The organism is Aquirhabdus sp. (assembly GCF_046462495.1).
Classification (GTDB): Bacteria; Pseudomonadota; Gammaproteobacteria; order Pseudomonadales; family Moraxellaceae; genus Aquirhabdus.
On the sequence record NZ_JBKGVE010000005.1, the window covers coordinates 58,613 to 75,221 of the forward strand.

The 16,609-nt window shown below is 44.1% G+C and carries 14 protein-coding genes and 1 tRNA gene; 6 read left to right on the top strand and 9 right to left on the bottom strand.

The features are described 5' to 3' along the window. Positions 1 to 92 precede the first annotated feature (92 nt). Positions 93 to 968, bottom strand: a complete 876-nt coding sequence (locus ACLHG7_RS07590; protein WP_410210451.1) for a pirin family protein — start codon at positions 966 to 968, stop codon at positions 93 to 95. Between the two features lie 175 nt (positions 969 to 1,143). Next, positions 1,144 to 1,902: an alpha/beta hydrolase gene (locus ACLHG7_RS07595; protein WP_410210452.1), complete on the bottom strand. Its 759-nt coding sequence runs from the start codon at positions 1,900 to 1,902 to the stop codon at positions 1,144 to 1,146. Between the two features lie 290 nt (positions 1,903 to 2,192). Between ACLHG7_RS07595 and ACLHG7_RS07600 the strand changes: the two genes are divergently transcribed. Together ACLHG7_RS07600 and ybeY are read left to right on the top strand one after the other, a co-directional pair. Further along, positions 2,193 to 3,290 carry a PhoH family protein gene (locus ACLHG7_RS07600; RefSeq protein ID WP_410210508.1) on the top strand — a complete coding sequence of 366 codons (1,098 nt, stop codon included), beginning with the start codon at positions 2,193 to 2,195 and terminating at the stop codon, positions 3,288 to 3,290. A 63-nt stretch (positions 3,291 to 3,353) separates the two neighbouring features. Continuing rightward, positions 3,354 to 3,896: an rRNA maturation RNase YbeY gene (gene ybeY, locus ACLHG7_RS07605; RefSeq protein WP_410210453.1), complete on the top strand. Its 543-nt coding sequence runs from the start codon at positions 3,354 to 3,356 to the stop codon at positions 3,894 to 3,896. A 54-nt stretch (positions 3,897 to 3,950) separates the two neighbouring features. Here the strand turns inward: ybeY and ACLHG7_RS07610 are convergent, their stop codons facing one another. Continuing rightward, positions 3,951 to 4,904, bottom strand: a complete 954-nt coding sequence (locus ACLHG7_RS07610; protein ID WP_410210454.1) for an energy transducer TonB — start codon at positions 4,902 to 4,904, stop codon at positions 3,951 to 3,953. 226 nt (positions 4,905 to 5,130) lie between these two features. Between ACLHG7_RS07610 and ACLHG7_RS07615 the strand changes: the two genes are divergently transcribed. Next, complete coding sequence (locus ACLHG7_RS07615) at positions 5,131 to 5,847, top strand: hypothetical protein (protein WP_410210455.1); 717 nt, start codon at positions 5,131 to 5,133, stop codon at positions 5,845 to 5,847. Positions 5,848 to 5,898: 51 nt separating this feature from the next. Here the strand turns inward: ACLHG7_RS07615 and ACLHG7_RS07620 are convergent, their stop codons facing one another. After that, the gene (locus ACLHG7_RS07620; protein ID WP_410210456.1) at positions 5,899 to 7,173 is read right to left on the bottom strand and encodes an MFS transporter; all 1,275 of its coding nucleotides are present in this window, start codon (positions 7,171 to 7,173) and stop codon (positions 5,899 to 5,901) included. A 184-nt stretch (positions 7,174 to 7,357) separates the two neighbouring features. After that, complete coding sequence (locus ACLHG7_RS07625; protein ID WP_410210457.1) at positions 7,358 to 8,188, bottom strand: SDR family NAD(P)-dependent oxidoreductase; 831 nt, start codon at positions 8,186 to 8,188, stop codon at positions 7,358 to 7,360. 143 nt (positions 8,189 to 8,331) lie between these two features. Here ACLHG7_RS07625 and ACLHG7_RS07630 point away from each other — a divergent pair, with 143 nt between their 5' ends. Then, positions 8,332 to 8,994 (top strand): SOS response-associated peptidase family protein, encoded by a 663-nt coding sequence (locus ACLHG7_RS07630; RefSeq protein ID WP_410210458.1) that lies wholly within the window; start codon positions 8,332 to 8,334, stop codon positions 8,992 to 8,994. A 45-nt stretch (positions 8,995 to 9,039) separates the two neighbouring features. Here ACLHG7_RS07630 and ACLHG7_RS07635 read toward each other — a convergent pair whose 3' ends face one another. Further along, positions 9,040 to 10,248 carry an iron-containing alcohol dehydrogenase gene (locus ACLHG7_RS07635; protein ID WP_410210459.1) on the bottom strand — a complete coding sequence of 403 codons (1,209 nt, stop codon included), beginning with the start codon at positions 10,246 to 10,248 and terminating at the stop codon, positions 9,040 to 9,042. Between the two features lie 415 nt (positions 10,249 to 10,663). On the opposite strand from ACLHG7_RS07635, the gene ACLHG7_RS07640 reads away from it, so the two are divergent. Further along, on the top strand, positions 10,664 to 11,047 hold the full coding sequence (locus tag ACLHG7_RS07640; protein WP_410210460.1) for a hypothetical protein: 384 nt from the start codon (positions 10,664 to 10,666) through the stop codon (positions 11,045 to 11,047). 558 nt (positions 11,048 to 11,605) lie between these two features. On the opposite strand, the gene ACLHG7_RS07645 is transcribed toward ACLHG7_RS07640, so the two are convergent. Continuing rightward, positions 11,606 to 12,346 carry a hypothetical protein gene (locus ACLHG7_RS07645; protein ID WP_410210461.1) on the bottom strand — a complete coding sequence of 247 codons (741 nt, stop codon included), beginning with the start codon at positions 12,344 to 12,346 and terminating at the stop codon, positions 11,606 to 11,608. Between the two features lie 985 nt (positions 12,347 to 13,331). Continuing rightward, entirely contained in the window at positions 13,332 to 14,273 is a 942-nt protein-coding gene (locus tag ACLHG7_RS07650) for a Dyp-type peroxidase (RefSeq protein WP_410210462.1), read from the bottom strand. A gap of 338 nt (positions 14,274 to 14,611) precedes the next feature. Here ACLHG7_RS07650 and brnQ point away from each other — a divergent pair, with 338 nt between their 5' ends. Further along, positions 14,612 to 15,904 carry a branched-chain amino acid transport system II carrier protein gene (brnQ, locus tag ACLHG7_RS07655; protein WP_410210463.1) on the top strand — a complete coding sequence of 431 codons (1,293 nt, stop codon included), beginning with the start codon at positions 14,612 to 14,614 and terminating at the stop codon, positions 15,902 to 15,904. 512 nt (positions 15,905 to 16,416) lie between these two features. Here brnQ and ACLHG7_RS07660 read toward each other — a convergent pair. Beyond that, a tRNA-Leu gene (locus ACLHG7_RS07660) sits at positions 16,417 to 16,503 on the bottom strand. Positions 16,504 to 16,609: the final 106 nt, after the last annotated feature.

The following is a 16,609-nucleotide window of genomic DNA, read 5'->3' on the forward strand; positions in this document are numbered from 1 at the left end:
AAACAGTAAGAAAGAGAATCACAAGAAGTGTTCAATTAAACGAGGTGTATATGGAAGCGATACACCTCATTTAGGAAATAACAGTAAGCGCTTTAGATCACGCCCATCCGTCCAGCATGATAGTCTTGGAATGCCTGCTCAAGTTCTGAGCGGGTATTCATCACAAATGGACCATAACGGACAATCGGTGCATCCAGCGGATCGCCACCGATCAGCAAAAGCTCTGCAATGCCTTCAGGATTGATGACATGAAGTGCATCTCCACTTGCCAATGTCGCAATTTGCCCAGCCTCAATGAATGGTCCAGACTCTCCGATCTGTACCCTGCCCGTCATCACATAAAGTGCGAGTTCAGAGGCTTGAGGAGTCGGGATCGTAAATTGCCCCTCTCCCAGAAAGCTTGTATGGGCAACAACAGGATGACCATTTGACCGCACTGGGCCAGTCAGGCCAGCAACTTGTCCAGCAACAACACGCGTCTTACTCTTTCCATCCTCGCTGACAAAGACAGGAATGACATCCGCACGATAGTGTTGGTACTCTGGCGCATCATGCTTTTTACCTTTGGGCATATTGAACCAGAGTTGTACGCCATGATTCCGCCCACCCGTTTTTAGAAGCTCTGGGTCTGGACTTTCATCATGAATGATTCCTGCACCCGCGCGCATCCACTGGACTTCACCTGGGCGCATACTGCTCGTATTGCCCATGCTGTCCTTATGGACAGAACTGCCTTCTAAAAGAAGAGTCAATGTCTCAATCCCCGCATGAGGATGAGCTGACGCCCCTTTTGCTTCACCAGCCTTAAATTCGATAGGTCCAAAATGATCCAAAAAGATCACAGGACCGACAGACTCTTTGGTCTGCGATGGGATTGCGCGTAGTACATCAAAACCATCTCCTTCGATAGTTTTGAACGCATCAGTAATTTGCGCGATTGATGTCATTTTTTGAACAATATTAGTCATCATCATCTCCTAAAAATGAACCTGCCTATAGTGATAGATTCATTGCTTATGAAGCATGATACTCGCTAAAGATCATAAACATGGATAGGGTAACTGCAACGCGTCGTTGCAGTTTTAATCCCTTTTAAAAATAAAACACATGACTTTCAACAAATTTAGAACAACAACAATAGCGTTAATGCGTCTTCAACCACTCCGCCGCATACCCTGCCACATCCTGCCACCCCTTTTCATGCAAGACTGAATGCGTATGATCTTCGAAGACCTTATAAGCCGCGTTATATTTCTTAGCGATATGACGTACAACTGACTCAGGGACAATGCGATCAAGCCCTCCTGCGATCACAAGGACCGGACACGTCACTGCGCTTGTTTCTACGGAAGATGCTTTATTGCGATCCGCAATCCAGAATGCAATTTCAAATGCCGCCTGACCTGACTCAAAGGAATACTTGTCATAGGTTGCACGTTGCTCTTCTGGCGACAAGAGCGCCAAAATCCCATATTGGGCTTCTTCAAAGGTAATACGCATCGGCTTACGCCAAAATCCCCATTTCGTCAGGACAGACAGGAATGTTTTGGTTGACGATGGACGCAGTGCCAAGATACCTGCCGGTGGGGCGCTGGTCAGGAGTACCAATGACTCAGCCAATCCGCGGCTCGCCAAAATCTGAGCCAGCAAGCCACCCATCGAGTGCCCCATCAGAATCGGTTTTTCGTCCAGTGCGCGAATCTGAGCTTCTAAATCTGCGACATAATCCAGCAAGCTCAGGGTGCCTAAGGCTTCTGGTGCAACCGTACGATACTGCTCTTCATGGAAGCGTAACGTCGGCGTAATCACGCGATAGCCTTGTGCTTCAAAGAAGGGCTTGTAATGATCCCAGACGTGTCCCCCACCCCACATGCCATGAATCATAAAAATTGTTTTAGCCATTGCGCGATTCCCTTTTCTTAAAATAATCGACTGAAAAATCAGCCCATGATAGATGCACGATAAAGTAAATCTAGATTGCCGTCTAGCAATGGATAATGAATGATCAGTTCGCCAAAAATATTTCCTTGTCAATCCAATCGTTGCTAATTTTATGCATAATATTATCGCGAAAACCACAAAAAAGACGCGCTGACCATGCTATAACATGCATGAATGTTGCATCATAAAAGATGTCACCAGATGCAATGATTGTGATCTTCCTCATCACTCATTTAGTAAAAGGAAATGCCTTGGTCGCATCCATCAGTCGTACCGTCGAATTCTCTGGCATTACGCTAGAACGCCTCAAAGCCATGGTTGGTGGGTACAACGCCCACCTTAAACTCATCGAACAACGTATAAACGTCAAAATATCCCATCGTGGTAGTTTGTTCGTCGTTGAAGGCGAATTAGACGCGGTGGAACGAGCGGAAAGCTTACTCGAACGGCTGTATCAAGAAACTGAAGAAACCCGAAATCTGACGCCTGAGCACTTGCACCTCCTGATTCAAGGCAGTCAGACGGATCGGACTTCACACGTCGATGAAGATGACGACGATGAAGATCCAGAGGTTTTCCTCAACACGCGTAAAGGTAAGATTCTGCCGCGCGGTGCAAACCAGCGTCGCTATGTACAGCGTATCTTAGAAAGTGACATTTCTTTCGGTATAGGTCCAGCAGGAACGGGGAAAACCTATCTTGCTGTGGCTTGCGCCGTTGATATGTTGGAGCGTAATGAAATCCAGCGCATTCTTTTGGTGCGACCCGCCGTTGAGGCAGGTGAAAAACTGGGTTTCTTGCCAGGCGATCTTTCACAAAAGATTGATCCTTACTTACGCCCGCTTTATGACGCGCTTTATGACATGCTGGGCTCTGAGAAAGTCGCAAAGCTGATTGAGCGACAGGTGATTGAAGTCGCTCCGCTCGCCTACATGCGCGGTCGCACATTGAGCCATTCATTTGTGATCTTGGATGAAGCACAAAACACTACGCCCGAACAGATGAAAATGTTCCTGACGCGGATTGGTTTTGGTTCACGTGCCGTAATCACTGGCGACATTACTCAGGTCGATTTGCCACGTGGACAAATGTCAGGTTTAGCGCATACGTTAAAGGTCATTGAAAACATCGAAGAGATTCATATCACCCGTTTCCACTCACGCGATGTGGTCCGTCATTACCTCGTACAGAAAATCGTTGAGGCCTATGAAGACCACGACCTGAATGAAATGGGCGAAAAAATCTCTGCACGACGCGAGCGTTTGGCACTGCAAAAAGCAGCGATTGATGCCAATGACAAAGCCAGCGATGCACAATACCAAGAGCTCCTTGAAGAGCCCGTGGTATGAACTGAAGGCGCCGTCCTGTGTCATAATGCAAGACGGCACCTTTATGCAACGAGCGCTTAATCGATGAAAGCAAAACGTAAAGACGTCAGCACGAAAGACCGTGCCTCTAAACGTCGAAACAAAAAACTCAATATCTTACTGCAACGGGTATGCGAATCCCCTGCGCTAACTGTGCGCAAGCGTGATTTACAAACTTGGATATGGGAAACGTTGTCTGTCGTCGGCATCAAGAAAAAGCGCAAATGCGAAGTGGCCATTCGTATTGTGGATACGGCTGAAAGTCAGCAATTAAACTTCGCTTACCGTGAAAAAGACAAACCCACCAATGTCCTCTCCTTTCCCTCAGACCTTCCTGAAGAAATTTTACTGATCCTGCCCAATAAGCCACTGGGGGATCTGGTGATCTGCTTACCTGTGGTACTGAGTGAAGCGGATGAACAAGGCAAGACCCCGAAAGAACATCTGGCTCACCTCGTAGTGCATGGTGTCTTACATCTACTCGGTTATGACCATGAAACCAGTGAAAAAGATGCGGCAGAAATGGAGACGCTTGAAATTAAAATCATGCATCACCTGCACTTCCCTGACCCATACGCAGATCGCTAAATAAAAAATATCAATCGACATCAAGAATGGGTAAGTTATTCCCCATTTTGATCATCAAGTACCTACATCAAGCTCATTTTCATCAGAAAAGCGCCATGTGCGAATAATATGCAACTGGCTATAACCTTTCATGGCATCATCAAAACGACCGTAGGGTGCGCCTTCTCGTACCGAAGCTTTAGCGGCTTCATCAAGGATGTGGTAACCCGAAGTCTGCATTAAGCGAATCGCCCGAATTGAGCCATCACGCTCCAGAACCACCATCAAGCGGACATCACCTTTGATTCCCTTGTTTCGCGCTTCAAGCGGATAATTATGGTTACCAATTTTTTCAACTTTCCGGCGAAATTGGTTGAGATAGACCGCGCTGGGATCCCCTTTAGTCGAGACACTGTCAACGGTATGGATCGAACTGATCTTGCTGTATTCTTGCTTCTGGGTCGCATATTGCGCCTCAAGAGTAGCAATCATTGACGCTGTAGACGACGATGATTCTTTTTGCTTTTGCGCTTTACGCATGCGGCGATTTTTCTCTTCCTGAGTCTCTGCTTTCCAGCTTGCTGCCGTTGTTACAGTACGTTCTCCCGCTGCACTGGGGGTTAATTCTTCTTGTTCTTCTTTGATGATCTGAATCGTTACGTTTTGCGCTTGAATCGACTGATTCTGATTTTGAACCTGCGCGGGACTGGTGAGACGATGTGCAGAGCGTAATACGCCAGAACCTTCCTGATTTGCTTGTGCAAGATAATCAGCATCAGGATTATCTTTTTTTGAGTCAGTCACTGCCAGCGCAATATCCTGCATCACCGCTTGGTCATCATGCGGGGCAGAAAAGGTAATGGCAAAAATAAAGAAAACATGCACAGCAACAGCCGCAAGAACGGATATCGTTAAAATGCGATCAGTACGGCCCTTTTCGATCATTTGAGACATCAGTTCAGAACACCATTGCCCCATGATCTGGATTGGCTTTGATGAATAAAAACGCTTTAACTGCAGCTCAACCATGATCTGCCCTTCCAATTGGCTATTTACTGAATCGATTTAATCAGAGTGAATTAATTTGGCACTAATATAGGCGATTTCTGAATGAATCTACACTCACAAATGCATCCTAATGTGTAAAATCGTCCTAAGTGAGTTCAATTTCACCTTTTTCAGACACTTGATTATGCTAAATTCATATACAGTTTAACCAACCACGGAAAGAAACAAGATTGATGAAGAGCGTGCTATGTTAAATTTTCTGCAGAAACTGGTTGATGGTGTGAAAGACATCTACCAGAAAGCTGAAGACATTCTTGAGGAAGAGCGCGAACTTCCGCTTTCTCAAAAACTACTCAATGATACCATTGAGCGCTATGTCACCAATAATGTTGATCAGATTCAAGACCTTCATGCTGAGATTTATGATGGTTGGCTACGCCTTTTTGCGACGATTCATGTCAAGGGTGTGAGCGCTCAGCTCTATGTGGACCTCTACCTTGCCCAACTGCAACTCAATAGAAATATTCAACAACTCGTTTTTGAACAAAAAAGTGAAACCCATGTGGTCCGTGTCGATTTTGATAAAGTACTCAAAAAAGTCGCCTTCCAAATGGTGGTTTTATATTACAAGTTTAAAGGCACTGACCCACTCGGAGATATCCTCAGCAGGCTCGGGATTATCACGGTACATAACGGACTGCTTTATTTAGATCTGGGCAAATATCTGGCGGATAATCAAAAGGTCATGCGTGTACTCCGTCGCGTTGAAATCAATCGTGCTGAATTACGCGAGAATTTATTTGTCCTGCAAGCAAACTTAAATTTACGCGCATTGTTCGGCAGGAATGCTGAACGGCTCATTGATGAATTCACGAATGATGGTGATGATCAAGAGGAAGTGGACATCACCATCATTGAAGGGCAAGTACGAACTATTCATCCTGAAGACACCGATTTAAAATAACCCTCACCAACAAACATACCAACCCCATGCCTATTGGTGAGGTCATAGGCATTAATCCTCATTCTTAACCACATGTGCCTTCGCTGAAGCTACATCGACAGCGAGCAAGTCTCGTGTCCGCCACCAAGTCAGAGCTAGAATAATCATCGTCAGTGAACCGCCAAAAATCACCGATGGAATGGTTCCCATGAGGCGTGCCATCACGCCGGATTCAAAAGCACCGAGCTCATTACTCGACGACACAAACATGCCATTCACCGCAGCGACACGACCGCGTAAGTTTTCCGGAGGGAATACTTGCAAAATCGTCTGACGAATCACGACGCTGATGCTGTCAAATGCGCCAATCAATGCCAGTGCGGTCAACGACAACCACATGACTTTGGACAATGCAAAGACCAGAGTAAATACGCCAAAACCAGCGACAGCAAGAAGCATATTACGCCAGGCATGATGGGTGGGTGGATAACGGGTCAAGACCACCATCATCAGCAATGCACCCACGGAAGGTGCCGCGCGCAGTAGCCCTAAGCCTTCTGCCCCCACCTTCAAAATATCATCCGCAAAAATCGGCAATAACGCGACAGCCCCGCCAAAAAGTACCGAGACCAAATCCAATGAAATCGACCAGAAAATGATTTTAGTTTTAAATACAAAATCAAAACCTTCTTTTAAATTGAGCAAAATACTGTCGTGATGCACCGTTGGAAACGTTCTCTTCTTAAGCACCACCAAGACCGCAGAGCAGAGAAGCAATAAGATAAAAACCAGATATAAGGTATCGTGTAAACCAAATGCCGCATATAAGAAGCCTGCGCTGACAGGGCCCAATACAACGCCTGCATTCCAGGCCACCGTGGTCCATGTTGCGGCATTGGTGTAAATCTCACGAGGCACAAGGAAAGGCTTCAAAGAGCGCGATGCAGGGCTATAGAATCCTTGCACCATGCCGAGGATAAAAATCACCCCATAAGATGACCAAACCAATTGAGCTTGACTGAGTAGGCCCGCTTCATGCGCTGTAAATAATCGACTAAAAATCAGCGGCAACGGCAAGGTCAACACCAGACAGATTTGCATGACCCGCTGACGGTTAAACTTGTCCGCAACGTAGCCACCCCACAACGACAAAAGGATAAATGGGATGGCCTCTGCCAATCCAATCATCCCCAGCGTCAAAGGATCATGAGTGAGTTTATAGAGTGAATATGCCACCACGATTTCCTGAATCAAAATCGCAACAGCCATACAAAATTGATTGATCGTCACCAAGGTAAAATCACGATGACGTAATGCGGCAAACGCATCATGTTGCTGAGTAGACATGCGGTGAGTCAACAAAATAGCGGATGGTAAGACTATCAATTATCGACTAGAAAGTCATGATTAACGACAATGTGTATTTTGCAGTTAAACAGAAAAGCATATGAAGAAATGCTGTAAAAAAGCCCACAACAATGTGGGCTTTTTAAGATTCAAATCACTAAAACTTGGAACTCGGCTATCCGAATTAGATTGAAAATTTACTGCCGAGAGTGAACAAGCGCTGATACGCTGTAGGGAATAAACGCTGCAAGCCATCCACCGCATACGCTTCGGGTCCAATCAAGACACGACGCTTATTCGCTTTGACACCATCCAGGATAATCTGTGCAGCTTTAGATGCAGGTATGCGCATCACTTTATCCGCCATGGCTTTTGATTTTTGGGTATTGATTCCCAGTGACGCCACGTTCTCACTCATCTCGGCAGTATGAGCAATATTGGTTTTAATACCACCCGGATGAACACAAGTCGCACTGACGCCAAATTTGCCCATATCGAGTTCTTGACGAAGCGATTCGGTAAAACCACGGACAGCGAATTTACTGGCGTTATAGGCACTTTGCGTCGGCTGTGCAGTAAGACCAAAAATACTGGAGGTATTGATGATATGTCCATCACCGCTTTCTTTTAAGTAAGGTAAGAATGCTTTGGTGCCGTAAACCACGCCCCAGAAATTCACGGCCATCATACGCTCATAGTCGTCTATGCTATGCCCTTCAACCGTATTGGACATGGCGATCCCGGCGTTATTAAAGATTAGATTTACTTTACCATGTTCTTTTTTGACTTTATCCGCCCATGCATACACGGCATCTTGTTTAGCCGTGTTCACTACATCAACAGTGACTTTGACCTTATATGGCTTGAGGAGTTCTACTGTCTGCTCTAAACCAGTTTTGTTGATATCACTGATTGCAACATCGCAGCCAGCTTTAGCCAGTAGTACAGCCAACTGCTGCCCCATACCAGAACCCGCACCCGTAATTGCCGCAACTTTATTTTTAAACGTTTTCATATGGGTCTCATTTTGAATTTGTCATGCTGATACTACATTTGACAATATATATTGTCAAATTATACTCATCTGTTATTTGTGTTTTTTCCGATGAACCGTTAAAGTCTTTTTACCCCCCTCGTATCAGACCTAAAGCCAAATCGATGTGCGCTAATTACAAACCACCAAGCTCTCCGCAACTTTCCCTATTCGATTCACCATCTCCCACTTTTGATTCCGTGAGTGAGGCATTTCCAGGTGATATTTGCCCGATCTTGGTTTCAGGATCAGACCATGACTTTGCATGGCAGCAAGCGGTGTTTGGTTTAGTACCCGAGTGGGCTGATGATTTAAAGTTCTCAAAGCATACCTATAATGCACGTATGGAAACCGTGGCAACAAAACCAAGCTATCGTAGCGCTTGGCGTAACAACCAATTTGCACTGATTCCGATGCAATCTTTTTTCGAACCCTGCTATGAGTCCGGCAAAGCAGTACGACATAAGATTGAGAGACAGGACCTAGAGCCCTTTACCGTGGCTGCGATCTGGGAGCTTTGGTCTGATCATCTGGATCGCGTACATTCATTTTCTATGCTGACCATCAATGCAGATCACCACCCTTTCATGAAAAGGTTCCATAAACCTCAAGATGAGAAACGCTCACTGATCATCGTTCCACCGGATTTACGCAAGGACTGGATCAATGCGAATCACCGAACGGCTCAAGAGCTGATTTTTGAGATGTCTGCAGAACAGTTTCAGACCTCTCCTTTTCCTATCCCTATAAGACCCAAGCCCAGCTCATCGAACTGGGAGCTCTTCTAAAGTATTGATCTCTGCTTAACCGTCTCGTTGACACTGATGACATCATCATGACTTTAGCGCATGCAGGATTTTCTCCGCATCCAGAGTAGTCATGTACTTAGGCACCGCATAAATCCCATGTGCTTCTGCAAAAGCACCCTTGATGATGGCTGGAAAATCCTTACTGTCGATACGCGGTATACGACTATCAATTTCTAACTCATGCAGGAGGCTTTTTACCCGTTGAATAAAAAGATCCGTCGCCTGAGCTGAGCTGAAGTGACCAATAACGACACCTGCTCGCTCAGCAAGTAGCGCTAAACGTTTTTCAGATGCTTGGCGGTTAAACTCAAGGATGTGTGGCATAACTATTGAATTTGCCCGACCATGCGGAACGCCATAATAAGCACCCAATTGATGAGCGATAGCATGGATATAGCCCAATGCAGTCTGATTCATCGCAAGGCCAGCATAGTGGGAAGCTAATGCCATCGCTTCCCGTGCGGCAAGGTTACGGCCATCCGCCCATGCCGTAGGCAAATTCTCAAAAATCAACCGTACTGCCGCACCCGCATAGAAATCAGACTCTGATGAGGCAAATTCGCTCATCCACGCCTCAAGGGCATGTGTTAGGGCATCCAGACCTGTATCTGCTGTCACGCTCTTTGGCATACCTTGCATAATGACCGGATCAAGGGCTGTAGCAAGAGGCACAAGTTTGGTATCCAGCACCAAGCCCTTTTGATGCGTTTGATCATCAGAGACCACGGCCCCCGCTGATACTTCTGAGCCAGTTCCCGCAGTCGTGGGAATCACAAATAGTGGCAATGACGCTTTACGAGCTTTGAGTATGCCGACCAATTGCTGAGGTGTTTTTTGATTGGATGCAGACAATGCAATCACTTTTGCGGCGTCAATCGCTGATCCACCGCCAATCGCAAGGACGCTATCGCACCCTGATGATTTGAGCAGCACCAATCCTGCCTCAACCACACTAAAAGTAGGATCAGGAGTGACTCCCGAATAGATGGTCGTATTAATGCCATGCTGTTGCAGTTCAGTTTCGATAGGTTGAATCACGCCAAGCTGATACAAAACCGCATCCGTCACTACCAGAACACGCTTCACACCCAATTGGGCAATGGTTGCGCATAATTGCAGGGATGAATCAGCCCCGACCAAGACCAGCGGTCTGGGCGCAGGCATGACACGCATAATGACTTTAATAGCAGCAAGCTGTGCTTTTGCTTTAACGCGTGTGGTGATATCTGACATGATCCCAAGGCCCATTGAACTGATAAATGAAGATTGATTCTACCAAGAAGAACATTCACAACAATGTCTGATTTGATCAACGCTATTGACGTTTTTGACCTACGGCTCATTAAGCCTCTTATAAAAGATAGGCAACCGTTTATCTAAATTGTTTTATCCATTTGGTATAAAAATGATAACCTGTTCGCATATTTTGAGTGATTGAGTTAGGTTGTGAAAAGTAGCTGGTTTATTTTTGTCGTCTTACTACTGTTGTTCGTCGGATTGTTTTTTCTGTTCTCATTATCCGCAGACTTGTTTGTAAAGGGTTTATGAAATATAAGACTGCTTAGTCAATAAAAATACACAGTTATCTATTTGCTTTACAGTAACTTTCTGGCATTCTAAAATCTTTATATAACTAGGTTTTCAAGGAATGAAAAAGCTACTTATTGTCGTCCTTTTATCTTTGACGTCTTTAGCGCAAGCGGAAAAAATTACGGCTGCGCCAACATCGATTCCCGCTGCACCAAGCCAAACGGCCTCAAAAGCAGTCTATCTGATGAGTGTGGCCAATTACTTCAAAGCACTCACAAAGCAGCGTAAGTGCGGCATTTTGAACTTCGGTCAATACAATACAACCAACAAGCGACTTGAAAATGTGCGTGTGCGTTTAGTTGCACAATATGGCGAAGAGCTTTTCCCTGCCAACGCGCAAGTCACGACACCAATCAGAGGGGATGAGTGCGACCAAGGCACTTTAAACTCGTATACCACGCATGTTGAGGATGTCGAAAAGCTCTTAAACAGTGCAAGCTAATCCTTAAAGATTGGGCTTCCCCTTATATTTCGTCTCCCAAGAGTTAGGTATCAAGCAGCCAACTGTTGCTGATCTTGCGCTTTGAGCCTGTGATTAAGGTACTGCCTAGGTGATCTATACTCGTGTCCAATGCAATCGTTTACGGTTATAAAACACCTTATATATTCAAAGTATGCCGAGTTCATCGCAGCATGGGTTTTATAGCACCCCTTAAAGCTATTGAACTCCCCCCCTGCCAGCACGTTTGACATCTGCTTGCAGAGCTTGAATTGCGGCACTGTCAAACAATTGCGATGTGGCCACCAAGCACGGTAGCCGCTGATACTCACAGCTAAGGTATGAAAGGACTGCATCATTGATGCCGAGCTCATTGTCCGTGGCAGAGGGATTGACCATCTTTAGCACGCTGAGCGGTCAATTCCTTGAACTCTTGCGTACAGACTTGTCTAAAGATTTTTGCATATTGCTTCCTCCAAACTAGTATTAAGTTTAGCGTCCTTTGGAAGACTAAATTTCGGAGGAAGCTCACCTTCAAGATACTATAAAAACTCAGCCCAACTACTGGTAAACCTGACGTGTTATCCCGATTGAGAATGAGTTTCCAGCCAGTCCTTGGCACCAGCCCCCATATGCCTGGATATAATTCCATGAAGCATCACTATTTGGAGCCACCGTTAGATTCGCCTCCCTAGTTTGGCCAGCATGTTGAGCATCAGAGGCAGTACATGTCTTCGTCATTGTCACGTTGACTGTCCGAGGACAGGAGTTATGGTAGATCCAGGTATTAGTTGAGCCAGTCATGGTCTGCTTAACGCAGCCATCTGCGCTTTGCTGCGCTGGTACAGTTTGAGGTCTCACAGAATTTGACGGTGCTGGTACAAGCACAGGTTGAGGTCTCACAGGATTTGACTGTACTGGAGATGGGGGCATATCTGGAGGTGGCGGTGGAAAGCTATCAAAATCCCGTAAGTCTAGTTTTTGGTGAATATTCTTAACGACCCTACCAGCCAGTGCAGGACACTTTGCACTGCCTGCCGACTCCGCACCTACAAGCTTAATAGCATATTGATCAGCTTCGCTATACACTGTCAAGGAACCTAAACGATACCCCTTTGCACAAGCCACGAAAGTACTGCCTTGATTGCCTACAGTACGGCAATAATCCGATAAACCGTCACCATCCCTATCCGCATAAAAAGCCGAATTATCATATCCACAGTCAAAACGGCCGAGCATGTGAGCTTCGGACAAACCAGGACTTAGCCCTAAAATTAATGCCAATAGACTATTTTTTTTCATTTTTATCCCCTTTATTTATATTATGAGTTACGTCACGTAACACGAAAAAAAAATCGGCTTCGTTTACAGCCATGCAGTTTTCCGTAACTGATTGGCTAGTTTGTATCTATGCTTAAAGAGGCAAGTTAACTCCGCCAAATACGCCAAATACGCCAAATACGCCAAATACGCCAAATACGCCAAATTTGTCGCATTTTTTTGACTTTATCAAGTTCAATTGACACTTTCAATCACTGATGCAATGCTGCTACTGGTAATGCAAAATTTTTCTCTGGGTTTGGTCGCTTTGGTTGTGGATATGACTTTCGGACAAAAGAAATACCATCATGAAAACCACCGTGCTCTCTGCATCACACGTATCAAATCCTCGACTGCCTCTCCTCCTTTACTATTACTCGGGATCACCAAGCAAAACCTGCAGAGCCTTGCACAATCGCCTGAAATCGCCACGCAGCTAAACACTAGGATGTACAGTGGGGTCGTTCCAAGCGCAAACCAACCTATACTCCTGTGTTTGAGTAACCAGTTAAGCACTGTAGAATGACCTTATAAGTCGTAGTGTTTAGCGGCTTCGATATAAGTCATTTCACCGCGTTCAATTTAACGGATGACGCTTGATTTACAAGAAATCGCGCTGGGTGCGCTTAACTTATGGTCCCATTCGACACTCCTGAGCTAAGGCTCTTTTTGTTTCAACCTATTCTAGGACGGCACAACATAAAGAAAAAAGCTACTTTAACGCGGTTTTTTTTCGGGAGATTGTTATCTCTCTGAGTTATATTTAGCAATATTATTTAGAATGACAAAAACCAATTACAAACAATCCAAATTACTGTTTATATTTTATATTTAATTTGCCATTTGGTTAAATTAAGTGAATACCTTACTTTCCCCATGTATACATAAGACTTGCTTACCTTCTCCATCGGGGGTAAGAGCCTTTGCCCACGCTTGTTATGGTGGGCTTTTTTTTACTATCAGACAATCATTCCAGATCATCCAAAAAGTCGTAAGTCGGCACAAAAAATAAGGTCCCGCTTATCGGCGTACTAAAGTCGAGTAGTCTATCGACATAGCCTTCTTTACTACCCAAGAACATATGCTCAAGCATCTGTCGGGTTGTCTTAAAAGAACGCGCATAGCCGATAAAAAATGTCCCATACTCCCCTTTCGCTGGATTAGAAAACGGCATGTTTCCTCTGACAATCTTTAACTCGTTGCCGTCCTCATCAAAGGCTTTGCTCACCACATTATGCGCATTTAATGGCTTAACATCGTCTTCAAGCTCCACGTCATTAAACTTTCTTCTTCCGATCACTTTCTCTTGTTGCTCAGTCGTCAGGCCTGCCCATTTATCCATATTGTGCAGATACTTTTGGATAAACGCATAGCTGCCCCCTGTAAACTCAGCATCCTCACTTCCAACATAAGCATAACCTTGTGCAATCACGGCTTCAGGATTCTCCGTACCATCAACAAATCCAAGAATCGCTCGGCCATCAAAGTATCGGAATCCACTGGTTTCGCTGATACAGTAAGTCACCTCTTTAAGCTTGGCATTGATGATTGAAGCCAGTTCATAGCAAATCGCCACTTTATTAGCGCGAATATGAAAAAACAAATCACCTTCGGTTGATACCGCAGTATGCTTTTCACCTTTGATTTCTTGAAATTCAGTCAACTCTTTAGGCTTTGGTTGATTGGGAAACAACTGATCCCAAGCTTTAGAGCCGAACCCAAAAACAGCACCGAAATTTCCATCAGGGAATCGATTATTTAGACTTCGAGCCAAGGCGGAGAAATTCGCACAGAATTCTTTTATGGTTTCTAAAGACGTTTCACCACTGTTAATCCCTAACACGATGAATAAGGCATTTTCACTGGAGAGATTATGAATGACTGGCTGTAATCTTAATGGAGTTGTCATAAGCGTTACGTTCCTTCTAAAACAAAGTTCTAGATCAAAATAAGTTGGGATCGACTAATTACTGTTTGTATTTGATCACATTTCAATGGGTTCTATTTTTATGCCTATTCTCAATCTGAGTAAAGTAAAAAGACGTTGTCATTTATAAAAAGTTGTATTTCGATATAAACCAACACTCTTCTTAAAGTGATTAGGTCAACTAGGGTCGATGTAACAATGTGTCCCTTACTGGCTCATAGCATCTATAGTATGCGTCAGTAAAATCATCTCTAAGCTTAAAGCTTTGCAACCCTGTACATTTACATTAAAATTCGCCGTTTTACGACAACCTCCAGAATATGACCCATCTTCCTCGTCGAGATATTATTGCTTTAGGGCTTATGACTTTCGCTCTTTTTATCGGGGCAGGTAACATTATCTTTCCGCCTATTATCGCTCAACAAGCTGGTGAGCAAATATGGCTAGCGGCGGCGGGATTTCTGATTACGGCGGTTGGCCTACCCGTCATCACCATCATGGCCTTGTCTAGAATGCAAGGGTCTATTGAAAATATCAGCAGGCCATTAGGTCATGTAACAAGTCTATTATTTACTGTGGTTTGTTATCTCTCTGTAGGCCCTTTATTTGCGACACCACGTACAGCGACAATCTCCTATGAAATTGGTTTTTCATCCTATTTTGGCACGTCATCAAGTCATTTATTTATTTATAGTGCACTCTATTTTTTTGTAGTGGCATGGGTTTCGCTCTATCCCAATAAACTACTCGATAGTGTGGGACACATACTTGCACCCTTGAAAATTGTCTTACTTGCTATTTTAGGACTTTCAGCTGTCATTGTGCCAAGAGAATTGTTTGCACCTGCAATAGGTCATTATATCGATCACCCCGTTTCCGAAGGCTTTATATCAGGCTATCTGACAATGGATACTTTAGGTGCTTTGGTCTTCGGGATTGTTATTGTTCAAGCCATTCAATCTCGTGGTGTTTCTGACCCCAAACTCATTACCAAATATGCCGTTATTGCCAGTTTAATTTCTGGTGTCGGACTGACTTTACTTTACGTCAGCCTATTTAAACTAGGCATGCTGAGTCATGATATTGCACCAAATGCAGTAAATGGCGCGGTCATTTTACATGCTTATGTACAGCATGTTTTTGGCAATTTAGGGGGCCTACTTTTAAGCTCGCTTATTTTCTTAGCTTGCATGGTGACTGCAATCGGCTTGACCTGTTCTTGTGCTGAGTATTTTTCACAACTCACTAAAATATCATACAAATTATTAGTCATTGTTTTAATAATATTTTCATTTCTTATTTCAAATTTAGGTTTGACTAAGCTTATTACTGTTTCTGTCCCTGTACTCAGCACAATTTATCCACCCAGTATTGTCATTATTATATTAAGTTTTTTTTGGACTTTCTGGAATAAGCCTCAACATGTTGTTATTCCTGTCACGATCGTTGCTTTTATCTTTGGTGTTATTGATGGCTTTAAAGTAGCAGGATTCTCTAAACTATTGCCGGATTTTATTCAGCACTTACCGCTAAGTGAACAAAATCTAGCTTGGTTAATACCTTCGTTTAGTGCCCTGATCATATGTATAATTATTGATAGATATAACGATTAAACGAACGGATGAGCCTGAAAAGTAAATCTGACGGTCTAGAAAGGCAATTTTAAAAAAAATGAGACCGTCTAAAACGAACAAACCTAAAAATGAGCTTTATTTTCTGAAAAAAGGACAATATTCAACCGAATGAAATAATAAAATACAACTATGGTATAGTCATTGCTTAACCATTTGGTAAATATTCTTCGAATGAGTAAAGCTGATAATGGGCACATTCTTAGGGTTTATCTGTCAGTCTTGTGATGCAATGCAACCGGAATCTTTTGAATATCCGGCAGACTATCACCGGTTACATAGCACGTCCTGTACAGAATGCGGGCATATGATTTCGGTACGGGTCAAACAAAGTCAAATCAAAGATTATGAATACTCACAGTTACAGATTTTCTTTTCTGAAAGTTCTAGTAAGAAGAGTCTTAGTGATGGATGGGTATTTATTCCTTAAATTTCGAGCATAAAAAAACCCAACATAACGATGTTGGGTTTTTTTAAGCCCTAAGGCTAAATCTTGGTGCCGAGGGTCGGACTCGAACCGACACGTCATCTCTGACAGTGGATTTTGAGTCCACCGCGTCTACCAATTTCACCACCCCGGCAAGAATGATGTTGCAGGCGCACATCATACCTTCAAAGAATTTTGTGTCAACCCCTTCTTCGGTTTAGTTGTATTATTTGTTATCATATGGCGCCTTTCTTGAACTG